This window comes from Nocardia sp. NPDC056541 (assembly GCF_042794235.1).
In the GTDB taxonomy this organism is placed as follows: Bacteria; Actinomycetota; Actinomycetes; order Mycobacteriales; family Mycobacteriaceae; genus Nocardia.
The window spans coordinates 306,397-325,714 of sequence record NZ_JBHTUD010000006.1 but is presented as its reverse complement, the minus strand read 5'-3'; the positions used below and the strand labels follow the sequence as shown (position 1 = coordinate 325,714).

The 19,318-nt window shown below is 68.6% G+C and carries 18 protein-coding genes; 10 read left to right on the top strand and 8 right to left on the bottom strand.

Annotation, left to right across the window (positions count from 1 at the left end; translation table 11 throughout):
* Positions 1-36 precede the first annotated feature (36 nt).
* The 3 genes from cysS to ACFQ9R_RS13415 are packed head-to-tail and all read left to right on the top strand — an operon-like array spanning position 37 to position 2,752.
* Positions 37-1,440 (top strand): cysteine--tRNA ligase, encoded by a 1,404-nt coding sequence (gene cysS, locus ACFQ9R_RS13425; protein ID WP_378990716.1) that lies wholly within the window; start codon positions 37-39, stop codon positions 1,438-1,440.
* Positions 1,440-2,423, top strand: a complete 984-nt coding sequence (gene rlmB, locus ACFQ9R_RS13420) for a 23S rRNA (guanosine(2251)-2'-O)-methyltransferase RlmB (protein ID WP_378990715.1) — start codon at positions 1,440-1,442, stop codon at positions 2,421-2,423. Before cysS ends, rlmB begins: the two co-directional genes overlap by 1 nt.
* A 50-nt stretch (positions 2,424-2,473) precedes the next feature.
* A complete protein-coding gene (locus tag ACFQ9R_RS13415) occupies positions 2,474-2,752 on the top strand; it encodes a DUF4190 domain-containing protein (RefSeq protein ID WP_378990714.1) in 279 nt (92 codons plus the stop codon).
* A 2-nt stretch (positions 2,753-2,754) separates the two neighbouring features.
* Here the strand turns inward: ACFQ9R_RS13415 and ACFQ9R_RS13410 are convergent, their stop codons facing one another.
* From ACFQ9R_RS13410 to kstR, 7 genes are all read right to left on the bottom strand, one after another.
* Positions 2,755-3,558, bottom strand: coding sequence for an enoyl-CoA hydratase/isomerase family protein (locus ACFQ9R_RS13410; protein WP_378631577.1), 804 nt, complete (start codon positions 3,556-3,558; stop codon positions 2,755-2,757).
* Between the two features lie 14 nt (positions 3,559-3,572).
* Positions 3,573-4,748, bottom strand: a complete 1,176-nt coding sequence (locus ACFQ9R_RS13405) for an acyl-CoA dehydrogenase family protein (protein ID WP_378990713.1) — start codon at positions 4,746-4,748, stop codon at positions 3,573-3,575.
* A gap of 71 nt (positions 4,749-4,819) precedes the next feature.
* Positions 4,820-5,686: a metal ABC transporter permease gene (locus tag ACFQ9R_RS13400; RefSeq protein ID WP_378990712.1), complete on the bottom strand. Its 867-nt coding sequence runs from the start codon at positions 5,684-5,686 to the stop codon at positions 4,820-4,822.
* Positions 5,686-6,447, bottom strand: coding sequence for a metal ABC transporter ATP-binding protein (locus ACFQ9R_RS13395; RefSeq protein WP_378990808.1), 762 nt, complete (start codon positions 6,445-6,447; stop codon positions 5,686-5,688). The genes ACFQ9R_RS13400 and ACFQ9R_RS13395 overlap by 1 nt, the downstream gene beginning before the upstream one ends.
* A gap of 95 nt (positions 6,448-6,542) precedes the next feature.
* Positions 6,543-7,427 carry a metal ABC transporter solute-binding protein, Zn/Mn family gene (locus tag ACFQ9R_RS13390; RefSeq protein ID WP_378990711.1) on the bottom strand — a complete coding sequence of 295 codons (885 nt, stop codon included), beginning with the start codon at positions 7,425-7,427 and terminating at the stop codon, positions 6,543-6,545.
* Positions 7,428-7,560: 133 nt separating this feature from the next.
* Positions 7,561-10,131 (bottom strand): trehalose-phosphatase, encoded by a 2,571-nt coding sequence (otsB, locus tag ACFQ9R_RS13385; RefSeq protein ID WP_378990709.1) that lies wholly within the window; start codon positions 10,129-10,131, stop codon positions 7,561-7,563.
* 343 nt (positions 10,132-10,474) lie between these two features.
* Positions 10,475-11,092 carry a cholesterol catabolism transcriptional regulator KstR gene (kstR, locus tag ACFQ9R_RS13380; protein WP_378631587.1) on the bottom strand — a complete coding sequence of 206 codons (618 nt, stop codon included), beginning with the start codon at positions 11,090-11,092 and terminating at the stop codon, positions 10,475-10,477.
* A gap of 147 nt (positions 11,093-11,239) precedes the next feature.
* On the opposite strand from kstR, the gene ACFQ9R_RS13375 reads away from it, so the two are divergent.
* From ACFQ9R_RS13375 to ACFQ9R_RS13345, 7 genes are read left to right on the top strand one after another with little or no spacing between them, the layout of a single operon-like run.
* Positions 11,240-13,363, top strand: coding sequence for an acyl-CoA dehydrogenase family protein (locus ACFQ9R_RS13375; protein ID WP_378990708.1), 2,124 nt, complete (start codon positions 11,240-11,242; stop codon positions 13,361-13,363).
* A 4-nt stretch (positions 13,364-13,367) separates the two neighbouring features.
* Positions 13,368-14,450, top strand: coding sequence for an acyl-CoA dehydrogenase family protein (locus tag ACFQ9R_RS13370; RefSeq protein WP_378990707.1), 1,083 nt, complete (start codon positions 13,368-13,370; stop codon positions 14,448-14,450).
* The gene (locus ACFQ9R_RS13365) at positions 14,435-15,598 is read left to right on the top strand and encodes an acyl-CoA dehydrogenase family protein (RefSeq protein ID WP_378990706.1); all 1,164 of its coding nucleotides are present in this window, start codon (positions 14,435-14,437) and stop codon (positions 15,596-15,598) included. The genes ACFQ9R_RS13370 and ACFQ9R_RS13365 overlap by 16 nt, the downstream gene beginning before the upstream one ends.
* 14 nt (positions 15,599-15,612) lie before the next feature.
* A complete protein-coding gene (locus ACFQ9R_RS13360) occupies positions 15,613-16,572 on the top strand; it encodes a bifunctional MaoC family dehydratase N-terminal/OB-fold nucleic acid binding domain-containing protein (RefSeq protein WP_378990705.1) in 960 nt (319 codons plus the stop codon).
* A gap of 20 nt (positions 16,573-16,592) precedes the next feature.
* The gene (locus ACFQ9R_RS13355; RefSeq protein ID WP_378990704.1) at positions 16,593-17,015 is read left to right on the top strand and encodes a MaoC family dehydratase; all 423 of its coding nucleotides are present in this window, start codon (positions 16,593-16,595) and stop codon (positions 17,013-17,015) included.
* A complete protein-coding gene (locus ACFQ9R_RS13350; RefSeq protein WP_378990703.1) occupies positions 17,012-18,202 on the top strand; it encodes a lipid-transfer protein in 1,191 nt (396 codons plus the stop codon). Before ACFQ9R_RS13355 ends, ACFQ9R_RS13350 begins: the two co-directional genes overlap by 4 nt.
* A gap of 25 nt (positions 18,203-18,227) precedes the next feature.
* Positions 18,228-18,665: an NUDIX domain-containing protein gene (locus tag ACFQ9R_RS13345; RefSeq protein ID WP_378990702.1), complete on the top strand. Its 438-nt coding sequence runs from the start codon at positions 18,228-18,230 to the stop codon at positions 18,663-18,665.
* On the opposite strand, the gene ACFQ9R_RS13340 is transcribed toward ACFQ9R_RS13345, so the two are convergent.
* Positions 18,638-19,276: a TetR/AcrR family transcriptional regulator gene (locus tag ACFQ9R_RS13340; RefSeq protein ID WP_378990701.1), complete on the bottom strand. Its 639-nt coding sequence runs from the start codon at positions 19,274-19,276 to the stop codon at positions 18,638-18,640. The two genes, ACFQ9R_RS13345 and ACFQ9R_RS13340, sit on opposite strands and share 28 nt — an antisense overlap.
* Positions 19,277-19,318 lie beyond the last annotated feature (42 nt).

Below are 19,318 nucleotides of genomic sequence, written 5' to 3'. Positions count from 1 at the left end.
ACCCCACCCCAATCCCACCGACTAGGATCGAATGCCGTGACCTTGCGCCTTTTTGACACCGACACGCGGACCATGCGGGAATTCACCCCGCTGGTCCCCGGCCGTGCCTCGGTGTATCTGTGTGGGGCCACCGTTCAGGGGCAACCCCATATCGGTCATGTGCGCAGTGGCGTCGCCTTCGACGTGCTGCGCCGCTGGTTGCTCGCGCACGACTACGACGTGCAGTTCATCCGCAATGTCACCGATATCGACGACAAGATCCTGAACAAGGCCGCCGAAGCGGGCAGGCCGTGGTGGGAATGGGCCGCGACCCACGAGCGCGCGTTCGACAAGGCCTACGAGACCCTCGGCGTGCTGCCGCCGTCGGCCGAACCGCGCGCCACCGGTCACATCACCCAGATGATCGATCTGATGCAGCGCCTGATCGAGCGCGGCCACGCCTATGCCGCCGACGGCGATGTCTATTTCGATGTGGTGAGTTGGCCGAATTACGGTGAGCTGTCGGGCCACAAACTCGACGACGTGCACCAGGGCGAGACCCCGACCCGCGGCAAGCGCGACCCCCGCGACTTCACGCTGTGGAAGGCCGCCAAGCCCGGCGAGCCGAGCTGGCCGTCGCCGTGGGGCCCCGGTCGCCCCGGCTGGCACCTGGAATGCTCCGCGATGGCCGAGTTCTATCTCGGCGCGGAATTCGATATCCACTGCGGTGGAATGGATTTGATTTTCCCGCACCACGAGAACGAGATCGCCCAGTCCAAAGCCGCGGGTGATGGTTTCGCGCGTTACTGGCTGCACAACGGCTGGGTGACGATGGGCGGGGAGAAAATGTCGAAGTCACTCGGCAACGTGCTCTCGGTGCCGAATGTCCTCACCCGGGTGCGCCCGGTAGAATTGCGTTTCTACTTGGGCAGCGCGCATTACCGATCGATGCTCGAATACTCCGACAAGGCACTCGACGACGCGGTCGCCTCCTATCAGCGCATCGAAGCCTTCGTGCAGCGAGTGCTGGACCGCGCGGGCGAAGTGCCCGTCGGTAAATGGACCGACGGATTCGCCGCCGCGATCGACGACGATCTGGCAGTCCCGAAGGCGCTGGCCGAAATTCACCACGTGGTGCACGAAGGCAATCGCGCGCTGGAAGCGGGTGCGGTGGAGACCGCGGTCGAACTGGCCGGTCAGGTGCGGGCGATGCTGGGAATTCTCGGCGTCGACCCGCTCGACGAACAGTGGTACACCCCCGCCGACAATTCGGCGGCGATCGACGCGCTCGACGTGCTCGTCCGCACGGAGCTGGATCGCCGCGCGAACGCGCGGGCCGACAAGAACTGGGCAGAAGCCGATGCCGCACGGGATCGGCTCATCGCCGCGGGTATCGAGGTAACCGATACCCCGCAGGGGCCGGAATGGTCGCTGGGCGCATCGAGCGGAAAGGCGAACTGATGGCAGGCAATTCACAGCGACGCGGAGCAGTCAGGAAGAGCGGCACCAAGAAGGGCGCCGTCGCCGGTTCCGGCGGGAAGCATCGCCGCGGTCTCGAGGGTAGGGGCGCGACCCCGCCCGCGTCCGAGCGCACCAAGCACCCCGCCGCCAAGCGGGCCAGAGCGGCGGCCAAAGCCAATGCGGCACAGGGTCGGCCGACCGGAAAGTCCGGCGTCCCGCGCGCGGGACGCAAGTCCGACGAGGGTCCCGAGTTGGTGCTCGGCCGCAACCCCGTGCTCGAGTGTCTGCGCGCCGACGTGCCGGCGACCGCCCTGTACGTGGCGGTCGGCACCGAGAACGACGACCGGCTCTCGGAGAGCGTGCAGCGCGCCGCCGACATGGGCATCTCCATTCTCGAGGTGCCCCGCACCGATCTGGACCGGCTGAGCGCCAACGGAATGCACCAGGGCGTGGCCCTGCAGGTGCCGCCGTACCGCTACGCCCATCCCGACGATCTGATGGACCGGGTGAAGTCCACTGCCGAGCCCGCCCTGCTGGTCGCGCTCGACAACATCACCGACCCGCGCAACCTCGGTGCCGTCATTCGCTCGGTGGCCGCGTTCGGCGGTCAGGGCGTGGTGATCCCGCAGCGTCGCAGTGCCAGCGTCACCGCCGTGGCGTGGCGTACCAGTGCGGGTGCGGCTGCCCGCCTTCCCGTCGCCAGGGCCACCAATCTGACTCGCACACTGAAGGATTGGGCCTCGCAGGGCATTCAGGTCATCGGCCTCGACGCCGACGGCGACACCACCCTCGACAACTTCGACGGCAGTGTCCCTACGGTCGTGGTCGTGGGTTCGGAGGGCAAGGGCCTGTCGCGTCTGGTGCGCGAGAACTGCGACTCGATCCTGAGCATCCCGATGGCGGGCCCGGTCGAGTCGCTCAACGCCTCGGTTGCCGCGGGCGTCGTCCTCGCCGACATCGCCAGGCAGCGCCGTCTGGGCTGAGTCCGCGCGGTTGACGGGCAAAACTGCTCTGTCACCGTACAATTCGTGCTGTGGCGATCCCTAATCAGCCGATCGGCGAAACGGTCGAGCACCCGCAGGCCAACCTGATCCTTGTGCTCGGGCTGCTCAGCCCGTTCTGCTGTGGGATCTTCGGGCCGATCGCGTGGGTGCTCGGCAAGCGGGCACTCAACGACATCGACGCGTCCTACGGTGCGCTCAGCGGCCGGTCTCAGGTGTTGATCGGCTATATCGCGGGCATCTTCGGCACCATCTGCATGCTGCTGTTCGCGATGCTGTACCTGGCCGGGTCCTGCAACGGGAACTTCTAGGCTCAGTCCAGGCTCGGGCGCACGCCGGGCGCGTCCCAGGCGGGCCATTCGCCGCTGACGCTGCCGGTCCAGTTCGGCGGGCGGCGCTCCTTGAACGCCACCATCGCCTCGCCACCGTCGACACTCTTGGCAACCTGCGCGTTGAGCTCGGATTCGAGCTGCCCGACCACCGCGGGCGTCATGCCGAGGCTCTCCCAGATGAGCCGCTTGGTGAGCGCGACCGGCAGGGGAGCGGTCCCGGTGGCGATATCGTGGGCCACCGCCATCGCGGTCATCAGCACCTCGTCGGCGGGCAGTGCGGCATTGGCCAGTCCGAGTGACTTGGCTTCGTCACCGTCGAAGGTGCGCCCGGTGAGCATGATGTCGGCGGCGTTGGCCAGGCCGGCCAGGCGCGGCACCGTCCAGTGCGCGAACCCGTCGGCGAGCACCCCGCGACGCACCTGGTTCAGCCCGTACACCGCGTCGCGAGCGAAATAGCGCAGGTCGCACTGCAGCGCCAGCGCCAGCCCGATACCGACCGCATGCCCGTTCACCGCGGCGATCACCGGTTTACGGACCTGCCAGGGGGGCGGATCGAGCGTGGCGCTCACGTCGCCACCGCGCGCGGCCAGGTCGGCGCCGGCGCAGAACGCCGGCGGGGTGCCGGTGATCACGACGGCGCGGATCGCGTCCTCGGTATCGCACCGGCGAAGGGCGGCGCTCAGCTCGGCCGCCATCGTCGGGGTGACGGCGTTCTGCTTGGCTGGCCGGTTGAGCGTCAGTAGCGCGACGCCGCCTTCGACATCGACGAGCAATTCCGAACTCATGGGATGGAATCGTACTAGCGACCGGCCAGCAAGTGTCTGCCGATCGCGTACTTGTGCACTTCCGTCGGGCCATCGTAAAGACGGAACGCGCGCATGTCGCGGAACAACATCTCCACCACCGTCTCGTCGCTGATCCCGATCCCGCCGAGCACCTGCACACAGCGATCGGTGACCTTGAACAGCTCCTCGGACACATACGACTTGGCCATCGACGATTCGTGTCTGGCCTGCTGTCCCTGATCCATCAGCCAGCAGGCGTGCCAGATCGTCAGCCTGCACTGGTGCAGCGCCACCTCGTTGTCGGCGAGCATGAACGACACGCCCTCGTGCTCACCGATCGGCTTGCCGAACGCGGTGCGCGTACGCGCGTAGTCCAGCGCGATGGACTGGGCGCGGGCCGCCGCGCCGAGCCAGCGCATGCAGTGTGTGAGCCGAGCGGGGGCGAGCCGTAATTGCGCGTACCGCAGGGCTTGTCCGGTGCGACCGAGCACGGCCGTCGGCGGCAGCGTGAGATTGTCGAACCGGACGACCGCGTGCCCGCCGACGTAGTTGCGGTCCATCGTGTTCATGATCCGCTCGATCACGATGCCCGGCGCGTCACCGTCGGCGAGGAACAGGGTCGGCCCGGCGGGCAGGTGGGGGTTCTCGGCGAGCAGGGCCATGATGATCCAGGTCTTGGCGCCGTCGGCGCCGGTGATCAGCCACTTGAGGCCGTTGATCACGAAGTTCTCGCCGTCGAACACCGCCTCCGTGCTGAGCTGCCCGGGGTCCGACCCGGCCCCGCCGGGCTCGGTCATCGCGAACACCGAGCGCTGTTCACCGCGAATCACCGGCATCAGATACTGGTTGACCTGCTCCGGGTCGGCGACTTTGCCGAGCAGGAACATGTTCCCCTCGTCGGGCGCGGCGCAGTTCATGGCGACCGGTCCGAGCGTGGACCACCCCGCCGCCTCGTACACCAGCGCCTGCTCGACGTGGCTGAGTCCGAGCCCGCCGTATTCCACCGGCGCCTGCACGGTCAGCAGCTTCTCGGCGCGGGCCAGTTCGACGAGTTCGGCCCGCAGGTCGTCGTTGGGGCCGTGCGCGGTGAGCCGGGGATCGCGCTCGAACGGCACGATCTGCTCGACGACGAAGGCGCGAACCCGATCTCGCAGTGCGGCCAGATCATCCGGAACGGTGAAGTCGATCATGCTGGCCATTCTGCGCGCCGACCTCCGTGGTTCGCGGCCGTTCGGGCATCGGAGCGGGATCCGGCGCGGGTTCAGCGCGCGTGCGCGAGTTGCCGATTGCGATGTCCGACGACCCGGCACACCAGGTAGATGCCGAACGAGATCGCGGTGACGAAGGTCGACACCGGAACACCGGGGGCGAGCGACAGCAGCAGCCCGCCGACCGCGGCGACCTCGGCGAAGATCACCGACAGTACGGTCGCCCGCATCGGGCTCGAGGTCACCTGCGCGGCCGCGGCGGCCGGGGTGATCAGCAAGGCGAGCACCAGCAGCGCGCCGACGATCTGCACGCCGAACGCGGCGGTGATGCCGAGCAGTACCGCGAACACCACCGACAGTGCCCGCACCGGCACCCCGCGCGCGATCGCGACCTCGGGATCGGAGCTGGCGAACAACAGCGGCCGATACACCACGGCCAGCACGGCGAGCACGCCCGCGGTGCAGGTGACCAGCAGTGCGAGCCCGTCGTAGCCGACCCCGGCGACCTGCCCGGTGAGCAGGGAGAACTTCGACCCGGCCCGCTCCGGCGCGAGCCACAGGAACAGCACCGACAACCCGAGCCCGAACGACAGCACCACCGCGATCACCGAATCACGTTCGCGCGCACGAGAACCCAGCCACCCGAACAGCACGGCCGCGACCACCGAACCGGCGATCGCCCCGAATCCGACCCCGACCCCGACGAGCAGCGCCGCCGACGCGCCGGTGAGCGAGAGCTCGCTGGTGCCGTGCACGGCGAACGACATCTGCCGGGCGACGATCAGCGGTCCGATCAAGCCGGCCAGCAACCCGAGCAGGGCACTCGCCAACAGCGCCTGCTGCACGAAGTCGTAACCCAGCAGGTTCGCGGTGGTGGTGAAGTCGAACATCTGCTGGAACACCTTGGTGAGCTTTTCCATCAGGCGGTACCGCCGAGGGCGTCCATATCGTCGCCGGTTCCGACGACCACCAGGCGGCCGCGTACCCGCAGCACCTCGACCTCGGTGCGGTAGAGCTCCGACAGCGTCTGCGAGGTCATCACCTCATCGGGCGTACCGATCCGGAAGCCACCGTCCACCAGGTACAGCACCCGGTCCACCAGCGGCAGGATCGGGTTGATCTCGTGGGTCACGAACAGCACCGCGGTGTCGTGTTCGCGGCGGCGCCGGTCGACCAGCTCGGCGACCAGGCGCTGGTTCGCCATATCCAGGCTCAGCAGCGGTTCGTCGCACAGCAGTACCGACGGGTCGCCGACCAGGGCCTGCGCGACCCGCAACCGCTGCTGCTCCCCACCGGACATCGTCTCCAGCGACGCGTGCGCGAACGACCCGGCGCCCACCGCGGCGATGGCCCGCTCGACCTTCGCTGCCCGGCTGCGACGCCCGCGCCATCCGAGCCCCCACCGATGCCCGTCCACGCCGAGGCCGACCAGGTCGACGCCGCGTAGCTGCACGCCCGCGTCGATGGTCTTCTGCTGCGGGATGTAGCCGATGCCCGGATTGCCCACCCCGGCTCGCCTGCCCGCGATCTCCGCGCTGCCCGAGCTCAGGTCGAGGGTGCCGAGCAGGGCGCGCAGCAGCGAGGTCTTGCCCGAGCCGTTGGGTCCGAGGACGGCGATGAACTCACCCGGCCGCACGTCGAGGTCGAGGTCGCGCCAGAGGGTGCGGTCGCCGAAGGCCATGGTGGCCCCGCGCAGCCGGATCGCCGCGTCGGCGGTCTCGATGTCCGGTGCGGCGGTGGTGTCCGACAGTGCGGTTGCCTCGGTCATGGGGGTCCTCAGCGCAGGGCCGCGGCGAGCGCCTTGGCGTTGGCGGTCTGCCACTGGATGTAATCCATTCCGGCAGGCAGGGTTTCGGTGACCTCGACCACGGCGATGCCCGCGGACTGCGCGGTGGCCCGCAGGTCCTGGGTGATCTTGTCCTCGGTCTGGGTGTTGTAGATCAGTGCCTTGACCTGCTTGCCGGTGATCAGGTCGCGGGTGGCGGCGACGGCGGCCGGGGCCGGGTCGGTCTCCTGCTCGATCGCTTCCTGGAACTCGTGCGGGGTCTTGTCCTGCGCGGTCGCGGCCGTGAGCAGGTAGTGCGCGAGCGGCTCGGACTGGGCGACCGGCGCGTTCGGTGTCTGGGTGGCGATGGTGCCGGTGATGGTGCTGACGCCGATCAGCTGATTCTTGAAGGCGACCGCGCGCTCGGTGTAGGCATCGGCGTGCGCGGCGTCGACCTGGCCGAGCTGGGCCGCGATCCGATCGGCGACGGCGGCGACGGTGCTCACGTCGTACCAGACGTGCTCGTTGTCGTCGTTCTTGTCCGCGCGCTGCTCGAACGCCTCGACGGTCCGCTTGTCCTTGCCCGAGATGGCCTTCTCGATGAACTCGTCGTAGTGCCCACCGTTGAACACGACGAGATCCGCGTCACTGATCTTGGCGGTGTCGGTGGCCGAGGTCTCGAACGAATGCGGATCGGCGGCGGGGTCGCTGATGATCGAGGTCACCTGGGCATCCGGCCCGGCAACGGCAGAGGCCACCGAACCCCACACATTGGTGGAGGCGACGATCTGGGGGGTATCGGAATCGCTGGAGCTGGTACCGCAGGCGCTGAGGACGACCACGGCCGCCACCCCCGCCGTGAGACCGGCGAACAAGCGGGCGAATCGAGGGTTCACGCGGCACTCCTGGCGAGCAAGCTCTAGATCGTAATGGAAATCGTTACCGTTTTAGATTAGCAGCTACGAATACCCAGTACGAACCGCATCGAAAAGCCGGGCTCGAAATTCGAACCCGGCTTGTCGAGCGTTGTCAGACCAGGGCGTTGACCGGCTGGCTGAGCAACTGGGCGCACCGGAGCAGGCCCAGGTGGCTGTACGCCTGGGGGTGGTTACCGAGGGAACGCTCGGCGACCGGGTCGTATTCCTCGCTGAGCAGGCCGGTGGGTCCCGCGGCGGCGACCAGCTGGGCGAACAGCGCCTCGGCGTCGGAGCGCCTGCCGATCAGCAGGTACGCCTCCACCAGCCAGGCGGCACACAGGTGGAAGCCACCTTCGCCGCCGGGCAGCCCGTCGTCGTGGTGGTACCGGTACACCGTGGCGCCGCTGCGCAGTTCGGCCTCGGTGGCCACCACCGTCGCGGCGAAGCGTGGGTCGGCGGGATCGATCAGGCCGCTCAGGCCGATGTGCAGGGTGGCCGCGTCCAGGTCGGTGCCGTCGTAGGCGGCGGTGTAGGACTGGACCTCGTCGTTCCAGCCCTTCGCCTTCACCTCGTCGGCGATCGTGTCGCGCAAGCTCACCCAGTCGGGATCGGCGGGGCGGTCGAAGCGATCCGCCAGGGTCAGGGCGCGGTCGATGGTGAGCCAGCCCATCACCTTCGAGTACACGTGGTGGCGCGGGTTGCCGCGGATCTCCCAGATGCCGTGGTCGGGTTCGGTCCAGCGGCGCTGCACCGCCGACACCATCGCGTGCACCAGTTCCCAGTCGGCATCCGGCAGGGCCTTGGCCGGTGCGGTGATGCCCTGGCGCTCGCGTTCGTGTGACATCGAGGTGATCAGGTCGACGATCGGCCCGAACACGTCGAGCTGCACCTGCATGTTGGCCGCGTTGCCCACCCGCACCGGCCGCGATCCGGCATAACCGGGCAGCGCGTCGATCACGGCCTCGGGCGGCAGGGTCTCGCCGTAGATCGTGTACAGCGGGTGCAGGCGCTCCGGTCCCGGCAGGGTGTCGAGCACCTTGTGTACCCAGCCGAGGAACTCCTCGGCCTCGGTCAGCGAGCCCAGGGTCACCAGTGCCTGCGCGGTCAGCGACGCGTCACGCAGCCAGCAGTAGCGGTAGTCCCAATTGCGCACGCCGCCGATGTCCTCGGGCAGCGAGGTGGTGGCCGCGGCCAGGATCGAGCCCGACGGGCGATGGACCAGCCCGCGCAGGGTGAGCGCCGAACGCTTCATCAGATCCGGCTTGAGCGGCGGCAGCAGCAATTCCGAGGCCCACTGCGACCAGTACTGCTCGGCGAGCTGGCGGCGCTGTGGCTCGGGCGTCATCGAGGGCGCGAGATCCGCGGTTCCGCACCGCAATTCGAGCACGACCGGCCCGAGCGACGGGTCGACCACCGCGCGCGCCTGCTCGTTGGTGCCGTCGGACAGGATTTCCCACTCCACACCGGGGGAGCGAAGCACCATCGGATCATTGGTGCCGCTGACCTGAATCCCGCTGCGTACGACCTGCATTCGCACCGGCACCTGGCCGAACTCCGGTTGTGGCGCGAAGGTGACCACGGCCTTCGCGGCGCCGGTGATCACCCTGGTCAGATCGGTGCGATCGGGAGCCACGTCGTGCGGCAGGTAGTCGGCCACTTGCAAACTGGCCCACCGTGTTTCGACCGTCATCGTGCCGTCCACATACCGCTGCGACAGTGGCAGGCTCGGCCGCTCCGGCGCCACCGTGAAGTGCCCGGCCGCCGCGCCGCCGAGCAGATGCGCGAACACCGCCGCCGAATCCGGTTCGGGGTGGCAGAGCCAGGTGACCGTCGCGTCGGGGGTGAGCAGCGCGACCGAGCGCGGGCTGGCCAGCATGCTCAGCCGCTCGATCCGGGGGGCGCTCGCCCCGGCCAGCCAGGTCCGCCGCTCCTCGACGAGGAACGCCAGCGCGCGCGCCACCTCCTCGGTGGAGTTCACATGCAGCTTGGCGATGCTCTCGCCCTCGCCGACCTTGATGCCGACATCCGGTCCAGAGAGCACCCGGAACGCCTTCTCGTCGGTCACGTCGTCGCCGAAGAACACTGCGGCGGAAGCGCTTTCCTGATGGCGGATGGTGTCGAGCGCGGTGCCCTTGTCGGTGGGGATCACCGCGAGCTCGATCACCGCCTTGCCTTCGGTCACCTGCACGCCCACCCAGCAGGCCGGGCCTTGGCGAACGGAAGTCAGTGCGCGCCTGCCGATTTCGGGGCTGGCGTTGCGCACGTGCAGCGCGGCGCTGGCCGGCTTCATCTCGACGGTCACACCCGGGTTCTCGGCGGAGATCTTCGAGAACGCGGAATTGATCTCTGTCAGTAGCTGTTTGGCGTCGTTGTCGATCGCGTGCACGAAGCCGACGTCGAACTCCGAGCCGTGACTACCGATCAGCTGCACCTCGACCGGCAGGCGCGACAGCGCCGCCAGGTCTCGGAGCGCTCTACCGGAAATCACTGCCGCAGTAGTGTTCGACAACCCCGCCAGCGCGCGTAGCGCGCTCACCGATTCCCGCTGGGGAAACGCTTTCGACGGGTCGGACACGATCGGGGCGATGGTCCCGTCGTAGTCCGAGGCAACCAAGAGCCGTGGCACGCGCGCAACCGACGCCAGTGCACGGCGGACATCCAAGGGCAGTTCCTGTGCGCTCACGCATCCAACCTAGTGATGGGAGGAGTTGATCAGGGGGCGCGAAAAACAATACTGCGTCAATTTTGCCGCGCGAGCGGCGCGGCGGGTTGTGCGCACGACCCCCGGTCGTTTGCTCGCGACCTTACGGCAAATTTCGTACCGGCGGCCCACCACCGTCTGCCGGATTCGTCGAGCTCACCGGGCACATGAGGGCGCGGCGAGGCACGCGCTCCCGGTAGATGCGCTGTTTCGCATATGCGGCGTCGGCTATGCATCTTCCTACTGGAAGGCGCACAGCCGACGGGTGTCAACAGCGATGGGCGATTTGTGATGTTGCGGTAGTGAGCTTTGCCGGGTTGCTGGGTTATCCGCGATCGCCCAGCAACAGGTCGACCGTGAGCTCGAGCCGTTCCGTGACATCGGTCGCGGACGCGCGCCGGGTGAGCCAGGCCACCAGGTTCGACAGCCACACATCGGAGATGACGCGGGCGATGGCGAGCTGACGGTCGTCGGGTTCGCCGTCGCTCATCGCGCGGGCGAAGACCCGGTCCATCACCTTGCCCACCCGATCCACTTCCGCGGCGGCCGAGGCGTCGGCGAACATGAACGCGCGCGTCATCGCCTCGGTGAGCAAGGGGTCGCGCTGCATCATCCGGGTGATCTGGGTGAGCAGGGTGTGCATGCGCTCGGACGGGCCGTCGCCGTCGGGTAGTGGTTTGCGCTTGCCTTCGAACATCTCGAATTCCCTGGCCAGCGCCGAAACGAGCAGGTGAACCTTGGACGGGAAGTAGCGGTACAGCGTGCCGACGGCCACGTCGGCGCGCTCGGCGACCGCGCGCATCTGCACGGCGTCGTAGCCGCCCTTGGAGGCGAGCGCGAGGGTCGCGTCGAGGATGCGCTTGCGCCGGTCGCGCTGTGCGCTGGAGCTGAGCTCGTCCTCGGACAGCGTCGTCACGGTGGGCGTTGGTGCGGGACTGTCCATCGTGGAAACCCTTTCGCTTCAGTGGCAATTCATCGGCCGAGCCGTGCCCGGAGCTTAGTGCGAGTGTAGGTCTCTTGACTTATACCCGGCTTAGATATTAGAACATGTTCTAGAAGTGTGAACCACGCCGGAAGGGCGGATCTTCTTGTGACCATCGCCACCACTGACGAGCACAAAGCCGTCGCGGCGTCGCTGCGGGGCTGGGCGAGCACGGTCGCGCCGATTGAAACAATGCGGACCGGCGGCTCGGCCGCCTGGCGCGGGTACTGGACCGGGCTGAGCGAGTTCGGGCTGTTCGAGGTCGCGCTGCCCGAGGACAATGGCGGTCTCGGCGGCACGGTCGCCGACCTGGCGGTCATGCTCGAGCAGACCGGCGACGACCTGGTCGGCGGTCCGGTGCTGGCCACCGCGCTGGCCGGGCTGATCACCGAGGGAGCGTTCGCCGACGGCACACCGTGCGCGGTCGCGGTGCCCGGCGACGAGCAGTCCGCGAAGGCGGTCGCCACCGATACCGGCTGGAGTGTCTCCGGCACTTGGGATTTCGTCTACGGCGCCGATGAGCGGACCCGAGTTCTCGTGCCCGCCAACACCATCGACGGCACCCGATGGCTGCTGCTGCCCGCTGAAGCGGTGACGGTGACGTCGCTGGCGCACGGCGACCACACCGTGCCGCTGGCGCGGGTCAGCGCCGCCGAGGTGGCCGTACCGGCCGATCACGGCTTCGCGCCGACGGCCGATGTCACCGATCTCTTCGTAGCGCTCGCGGTAGCGGAACTGGCGGGCATCGCCGGTTGGACCCTGCGTACCGCGGTCGAATACGCCCGTGTGCGTGAACAATTCGGCAAGCCGATCGGCAGCTTCCAGGCGATCAAGCACCTGTGCGCCTGGATGCTGTGCCGCACCGAGCTGATCCGCGCGGTCGCCGCCGACGCCGCCGCCGCGATCGACGAGGGCGGCGACGAGCTTCCGATCGCCGCGGCCGTGGCCGCCTCGGTGGCCCTCGATGCCGCCGTCGACAACGCCAAGGACGCCATCCAGGTGCTCGGCGGTATCGGCTTCACCTGGGAACACGACGCGCACTTCTACCTGCGCCGGGCGAGCTCGCTGCGCCAGCTCCTCGGTGGTTCGGCGCGCTGGCGCGCCCGGGTCGCCGAGCTCACCAGGGCCGGTCGGCGCCGCACCACCGGCGCCGAACGGGTGCTCGGTGACGCGGCCGTCGACACCGCGCTGGCGGACGAGGTCGCCGCGATCGCCGCGCTCGAGCCCGCCGACCAGACGCGCGCGCTGGTGGAAGCGGGCATGGTGATGCCGCATTGGCCGCGGCCCTACGGCCGTGCCGCCGACCCGATGACCTGCCTGCAGATCGCCGAACAGCTCCGTCGCGCCGAGCTGACGACCCCCGACCTCGCCGTCGCGGGTTGGGCCGTGCCGACGCTGTTGCGCTTCGGCACCGAGGAGCAGATCGAACGCTACGTCTGGCCGACCCTGCACGGCGAGGTCATCTGGTGCCAGCTGTTCAGCGAGCCGGGCGCGGGTTCCGATCTGGCCGCCCTGCGCACCACCGCCGAGAAGGTTGATGGCGGCTGGGTGCTGCGCGGCCAGAAGGTGTGGACCTCGCTCGGCTCCACCGCGAACTGGGGCATCTGCCTGGCCCGCACCGATCCGGCCGCGGCCAAGCATCGCGGCATCAGCTACTTCCTCGTCGATATGCGCGCCGCGGGCGTGCAGGTGCGGCCGCTGGTGCAGATCACCGGCGAGGAGAAGTTCAGCGAGGTCTTCCTCGACGACGTGTTCGTGCCCGACGACTGCCTGGTCGGCGCGCTGAACAACGGCTGGAAGATCGCGCGCACCACGCTGTCGGCCGAACGGGTCGCCATGGGCGGCGGCGGTATCGGTGGCGCGCTCGAAGCCCTGCTCGACCGTTTCCCGGTCGGTGGATGGGGAACGGAACTGCGTGAGGACCGCTTCGGCGCGCTGATCACGTCTTCGGTTGCTGGATCATTGCTGGAACAGCGGATCGCGGTAGCGACAATGGCGGGCGTCGACGCGGGCGCGCAAGCCGGTGTTCGCAAACTGGTCGGTGTCCGGCATCGGCAGGAGCTGGCGGAATACGCGCTGGAACTTGTCGGCCAAGAAGGTTCCCTGGACAGTGATGCTCTGAAAGAATTCCTGCTTACGCGGTGTCTCTCGATTGCGGGCGGTACCGAGCAGATCCTGTTGACCGTGGCCGCCGAACGGATTCTCGGCCTGCCGCGCGATGCGGACAGTTAGCTCGATGAGGGAGGACGCCGTGGATTTCACCCGCGACGAAAGCGCCGACGCCGTAGCCGAGGTAGTGGTAAGCCTGCTCGAACGTGAGCCGGCCAGGGATATGGCCCTGTGGCCGAGCCTGGTCGACTCCGGTCTGCTGGCCGTGCCGGTGCCGGAACGGTTCGGCGGCGACGGTATGGGACTGCTCGAGGTATCGGCCCTGCTCATGGAGCTGGCCACCGACGCCGCGGCGGTCCCGGCGCTGCCGACCTTCGGGTTCGGTGTGCTGCCGCTGCTCGGTGTGCTGTCGGACGAACTGGCCGAACGGGTGCTCGCCGAGGTCGGCAAGGGCACCGTGCTCACCGCCGCGCTCAACGAACCGGGCGCACCGTTCACCACCGCGCCCACCACCAGGGCCGTGCGCGCGGGCGACACGGTGCGGATCACCGGGCGCAAGTCCGGCGTGATCTACGCCGAGCAGGCGCGGTGGATTCTGGTGCCCACCGATGCCGGGGTGGCACTGGTCGATTCGGTCGCGCCGGGGCTCGAGATCATCCCGGTGGCGGGGTCGGCGGGTATCCCGGAGGCGACGCTGGTCCTCGACGACGTCGAGATCCCGGCCGACCAACTGCTGGCCGATGACGCGCTGCCCGTCCTGCACCGCCACGCACTGGCCTGTATCGGCGCGGTCGCCGACGGCCTGCTGAAGGGCGCGATCACGCTCACCGCCGAGCACGTGCGCACCAGGGAGCAGTTCGGCAGGCCGCTGGCCGAGTTCCAGGCCGTGGCGCAGCAGATCGCGGACCTGTACGTGGTCTCGCGCACGCTGCACGTGGCCGCGGAGTCGGCGTGCTGGGCACTGGCGCAGCCGGACCTCTCGCCCCAGCACCAGTACCGCATCGACGAGGACCTCGACGTGCTCGCCTACTGGGCCGCGGCCGAAGTTCCGCGCGCCATGCAGAAATGTCACCACCTGCACGGTGGACTGGGTGTGGATATCACCCACCCGATGCACCGCTACTACTCGCAGGCCAAAGACCTCGCCCGGCTCCTCGGCGGTGCGGGTCTGCGGCTCGACCTTCTGGGAGCAAGATGTTCATCGATCTGACCGCCGAACAGCGGCGGTTGCGCGAAGAATTGCGTTCCTATTTCGCCGATCTCATCAGCCCGGCCGAGGCCGCGGCGATGGCGGTGGACCGGCACGGCGACACCTACCGCGAGGTGGTGCGCCGGATGGGCCGCGACGGCTGGCTCGGAGTCGGCTGGCCCAAGGAGTTCGGCGGCCAGGGTTTCGGCCCGATGGAACAGCAGATCTTCTTCAACGAGGCTGTCCGCGCGGATGTCCCGCTGCCACTGGTCACCCTGCTGACCGTGGGGCCGACCTTGCAGAAGTACGGCACCGACGCGCAGAAGAAGAAGTTCCTGCCCGGAATCCTGTCCGGCGACATCCATTTCGCCATCGGTTACTCCGAGCCGTCGGCGGGCACCGACCTCGCCGCGCTGCGCACCACCGCGGTCCGCGACAGCGACGGTGACTGGATCGTCAACGGGCAGAAGATCTTCACCACCGGCGCCCACGAGGCCGACTACGTCTGGACGGCGTGCCGCACCGGCACGGTCGAGTCCCGCCACCGCGGCATCACGATCCTCATCGTCGATACCAAGGACCCCGGCTACTCCTGGACTCCGATCATCACCTGCGACGGCGCCCACCACACCAACGCCACGTACTTCGACGACGTGCGGGTACCCGCGGAAATGCTGGTCGGCGAGGAGAACCGCGGCTGGCGGCTGATCACCACCCAGCTCAACCACGAGCGCGTCAGCCTCGGCCCGTCCGGCAAGATCGAACAGCTCTACGACCGCCTGCACGACTGGTCGGCGGAGCACGGTCTGCTCGGCGAGCCCGAAGTGCGTCGCGCACTCGGCCGGGTGCGCACCATGGTGCGGCTCAACGAGTTGCTGAACTGGCAGGTCGCCGCCGCCGACACCTCCGCCGCACAGAACGCGGTGATCGCCGACGCCTCGGCGACCAAGATCTTCTCCACCGAATCGCTGCAGGAGGCGGGTCGCGTGGTCGAGGAGATCATCGGCCGCTACGGCGACCCCGCCGAGCCCGGCACCGCCGAACTGCTCGGCTGGCTGGACCGGCGTACCAAGCAGAACCTCGTCGTCACCTTCGGTGGCGGCGTCAACGAGATCATGCGCGAACTGGTCGCCACCGCGGGCCTCGATCTGCCGCGCGTCCCCCGATGAACAAGGAGCGGCGCGTGCCGGACAGCATCACCCCCGAGGACATTCCCGAAGCACTGGCGAAATTGTCGGCGGCGGGTGAGTCCGCGCCGCGTGCCGGTCGTGACCCGGTGAACCAGCCGATGATCCACAACTGGGTCGAGGCGCTGGGGGACACCAACCCGATCTACGTCGACGCCGAGGCAGCGAGGGCGGCAGGTCATCCCGGCATCGTCGCCCCGCCCGCCATGGCGCAGGTGTGGACGATGAACGGCCTGCGCGGGGTGCGCACCGCCGACGACCCACTCGGCCTGGCGACACAGCTGCTCGACGACGCGGGTTACACCTCCGTTGTCGGCACCAACTGCGAGCAGACCTACCACCGCTACCTGACGCCGGGGGAGGAGGTGACGGTCAGCAGCAGGCTCTCGGAGTTCAAGGGCCCCAAGCGAACCGGGCTCGGCGACGGCTGGTTCCTGACCTTCACCACCACCTGGTCGGTGGGCGACGAGGTCGTCACCGAAATGCTGTTCCGCATCCTGAAATTCGCGCCGGCTACCGCCGCTGCGGCAGCGGAGCAGACGTCGGCATCGCCCAGCAGCGCGCCCGCTGGTCGCGTCAGCCCGGTCATCTCGCGCGATACCGAGTTCTTCTGGGCGGGAACCGAAATCGGTGAGCTGCGCCTTCAGCGTCTGCCCGACGGCACGCTGCGCCACCCACCCGTTCCCGCGCTGTGGCAGGACAAGGCGGAGACCACCGACTACGTGGTCGCCGCGGGCACCGGCACGGTGTTCAGCTTCGTCGTGCACCACGCGCCCAAGGTGCCTGGTCGCGATCTGCCCTTCGTGGTCGCCCTGGTCGAACTCGACGAGGGTGTGCGCATGCTCGGTGAACTGCGTGGCATCGACCCCGCCGATGTCGCCATCGACCAGCCTGTCCGCGTCGCGTTCGAAAAGCTCCCCGACGGCACCGTGCTGCCGTACTGGCAGGCCGTGTGATGACCACAAAGGACGCCCCGATGACTCCCACCGTCGAACTCGCCACCCTCGCGGTGGGAACCACCCTGCCGCAGTTGGTGATCCACGCCGACCCCACGTTCGTGATCAGCACCGCCCTGGCCACCAGGGACTTCCAGGATGTGCACCACGACCGCGACAAGGCGGTCGAGCGCGGGTCGAGCGACATCTTCGTCAACATCCTCACCGACACCGGTCTGGTGCAGCGCTTCGTCACCGACTGGGCCGGTCCGCGTGCGCTGGTCAAGCGCATCGCTCTTCGTCTCGGCGTGCCGCTGTACTCCGGTGACACCCTGACCCTTTCCGGCACGGTCACCGAGATCGACGGCACCCAGGTCACCATCGACGTGCACGGCACAGACAGCCTCGGCGAGCACATCACCGCCACGGCCGTCATCGCCCTTCCCGATCTGGAGCCGAAATGAGCACCACCTCCGCCGAATCCGCCGGCCTTTCCGGTCGCGCCGCCATCGTCGGCATCGGTGCCACCGACTTCTCCAAGGACTCCGGACGCAGTGAATTGCGGTTGGCCGCGGAGGCGGTCGGCGCGGCACTGGCCGACGCGGGTCTCACGCCCGCCGACGTCGACGGCCTCACCACCTTCACCATGGACACCAACACCCAGGCCGCGGTGGCCAGGGCGGTCGGCATTCCGAGTCTGAAGTTCTTCAGCCACATCGGATACGGCGGCGGCGCGGCCTGCGCGACCGTGCAGCAGGCCGCGATGGCCGTGGCCACCGGGGTGGCCGATGTCGTGGTGGCCTATCGCGCGTTCAACGAACGATCCGGCGCCCGATTCGGTCAGTTCTCGCCCGCGCTGGCCGCCGCGCCCACGTCGTCGGGGATCGACGCGGGCTGGGCCTACCCGCAGGGGCTCGGCACGCCCGCCGCGCAGGTCGCGATGGTCGCCCGCCGGTACATGCACGTCACCGGCGCGACCAGTGCCGATTTCGGCGCGGTGGCGGTGGCCGACCGCAAGCACGCCGCGGTGAATCCCAACGCTTTCTTCTACGGCAAGCCGATCACCCTGGAACAGCACCAGGATTCGCGCTGGATCGCCGAACCGCTGCACCTGCTCGACTGCTGCCAGGAATCCGACGGTGGCGTCGCCATCGTGGTCACGAGCGCCGAACGCGCCCGCGACCTCCCGCAGCGTCCGGCGATCATCGCGGCCGCCGCGCAGGGCAGCGGCGCGGACCAGTACGTAATGACCAGCTACTACCGCGACGCCATGACCGGGCTGCCGGAAATGGGTCTCGTCGGCGACCAGCTGTGGGCGCAGAGCGGCCTGACCGCCGCCGACATGCAGGCCGCGATCCTCTACGACCACTTCACCCCGTTCGTCCTCATGCAGCTCGAGGAGCTCGGCTTCTGCCCCCGTGGCGAAGCCAAGAACTTCATCGCCGACGGCGCCATCGAGCTCGGCGGACGCCTTCCGCTCAACACCCACGGCGGCCAGCTCGGCGAGGCCTATATCCACGGCATGAACGGCATCGCCGAAGCGGTTCGCCAGATCCGCGGCACCTCGGTCAACCAGGTCGACGCCCTGGAACGCATCCTGGTCACCGCGGGTACCGGCGTCCCCACCTCCGGACTCGTCCTGACGTCGTAGCCTCGGCTCTCGTACGCTCGACCGGGTGACTCCCCGCCACCTGGTCGACGCGCACGTCCTGCTGATCCGCGGTGACGAGGTTCTGCTGAGCCTGCGCCGCAGCGGCGACGAGTTCGATCACCGCTGGCACCTGCCGTCGGGAAAGGTCGAAGCCGGCGAATCGGTGGCGGCGGCCGCGGTCCGTGAGGCCGCGGAGGAGGTCGGGGTCGACATCGATCCCACCGCCCTGCGGTTGTTCCACGTCGCCCACGTCACCGCCCCCGGTCGCGACGCCCGGCTCGGCCTGTTCTTCCGCGTCGAGTCGTGGCGCGGTGAGCCTTTCAATCGGGAACCCGATAAATGCTATGCATTGCAATGGTTTCCGCTGACCGAGTTGCCCGCCGACCTGATCGAGTATTCCGCGCTCGGATTGGCCGCGCTGAATTCGACCGCCACCTATTCCGAATTCGGCTGGCGGGACTGACCGCTCGTCAGGAAATCGGTCAGCGGTCGGGCGAGCTGGTCGACGGTGCCCGCTGTTCCCGCGCGCAGTCCCGCGAACCGATCGAAGACGAGTCCTTCCAGCAGTGCCAGGAAGTCGTGCGCCCACTCGCGTGGTTCGGCGGCGCCGAGGGCGCTGAACAGGTCTGTCGCGCGGTCCAGGGAGAACAGGCTGCCTGCCAGGCGGCCGTGCAGTTCTGGGTCGGACAGGACCTCGATGATCAGGGCGTGCCGCGCGATCAGCTCGTTACGGCGATGGACGAGTAGCTGATCGAGCCAGGTCGCGATGTCGTGCGCGACCTGCACGGGATCCATCGGCCGACTTGCTGATTCCGCGCGCGCGACCCGCGTCAGGTCTTCCGGGTCGGCCGATGATTCGTCCTGCGCGGCCACGAAATCCGCGCGTGAGCGGGTGGTGATCCCGTCGGCCACCGCCTCGATCAGGGCTCGTCGCGTGCGGAAGTAGTACGAAGTCGAACCCGCGGGCAGGGCCAGCTGGGTGTCCAGCGCGCGGTGGGTGAGCGCGCGGATGCCCCGGGTCGCGATGAGTTCGATGGCGCCCGTCACGATCTGTGCCCGCCGGTCTGTGGACATCGTCACCTCTCCTGGCCGTCAGCGACGCCCGTCCTCTACAAC

Excerpts from the sequence above, each read along its gene's own strand:
- ACFQ9R_RS13355 (WP_378990704.1), top strand. The coding sequence starts at position 16,593 with ATGACTCCCACCGTCGAACTCGCCACCCTCGCGGTGGGAACCACCCTG.
- kstR (WP_378631587.1), bottom strand. The coding sequence starts at position 11,092 with ATGGACAGTCCCGCACCAACGCCCACCGTGACGACGCTGTCCGAGGAC.
- ACFQ9R_RS13395 (WP_378990808.1), bottom strand. The coding sequence starts at position 6,447 with ATGGCCTTCGGCGACCGCACCCTCTGGCGCGACCTCGACCTCGACGTG.
- ACFQ9R_RS13400 (WP_378990712.1), bottom strand. The coding sequence starts at position 5,686 with ATGGAAAAGCTCACCAAGGTGTTCCAGCAGATGTTCGACTTCACCACC.
- ACFQ9R_RS13340 (WP_378990701.1), bottom strand. The coding sequence starts at position 19,276 with ATGTCCACAGACCGGCGGGCACAGATCGTGACGGGCGCCATCGAACTC.
- ACFQ9R_RS13410 (WP_378631577.1), bottom strand. The coding sequence starts at position 3,558 with ATGAGTTCGGAATTGCTCGTCGATGTCGAAGGCGGCGTCGCGCTACTG.
- ACFQ9R_RS13365 (WP_378990706.1), top strand. The coding sequence starts at position 14,435 with ATGTTCATCGATCTGACCGCCGAACAGCGGCGGTTGCGCGAAGAATTG.
- ACFQ9R_RS13405 (WP_378990713.1), bottom strand. The coding sequence starts at position 4,748 with ATGATCGACTTCACCGTTCCGGATGATCTGGCCGCACTGCGAGATCGG.
- rlmB (WP_378990715.1), top strand. The coding sequence starts at position 1,440 with ATGGCAGGCAATTCACAGCGACGCGGAGCAGTCAGGAAGAGCGGCACC.
- ACFQ9R_RS13370 (WP_378990707.1), top strand. The coding sequence starts at position 13,368 with ATGAGGGAGGACGCCGTGGATTTCACCCGCGACGAAAGCGCCGACGCC.
- ACFQ9R_RS13350 (WP_378990703.1), top strand. The coding sequence starts at position 17,012 with ATGAGCACCACCTCCGCCGAATCCGCCGGCCTTTCCGGTCGCGCCGCC.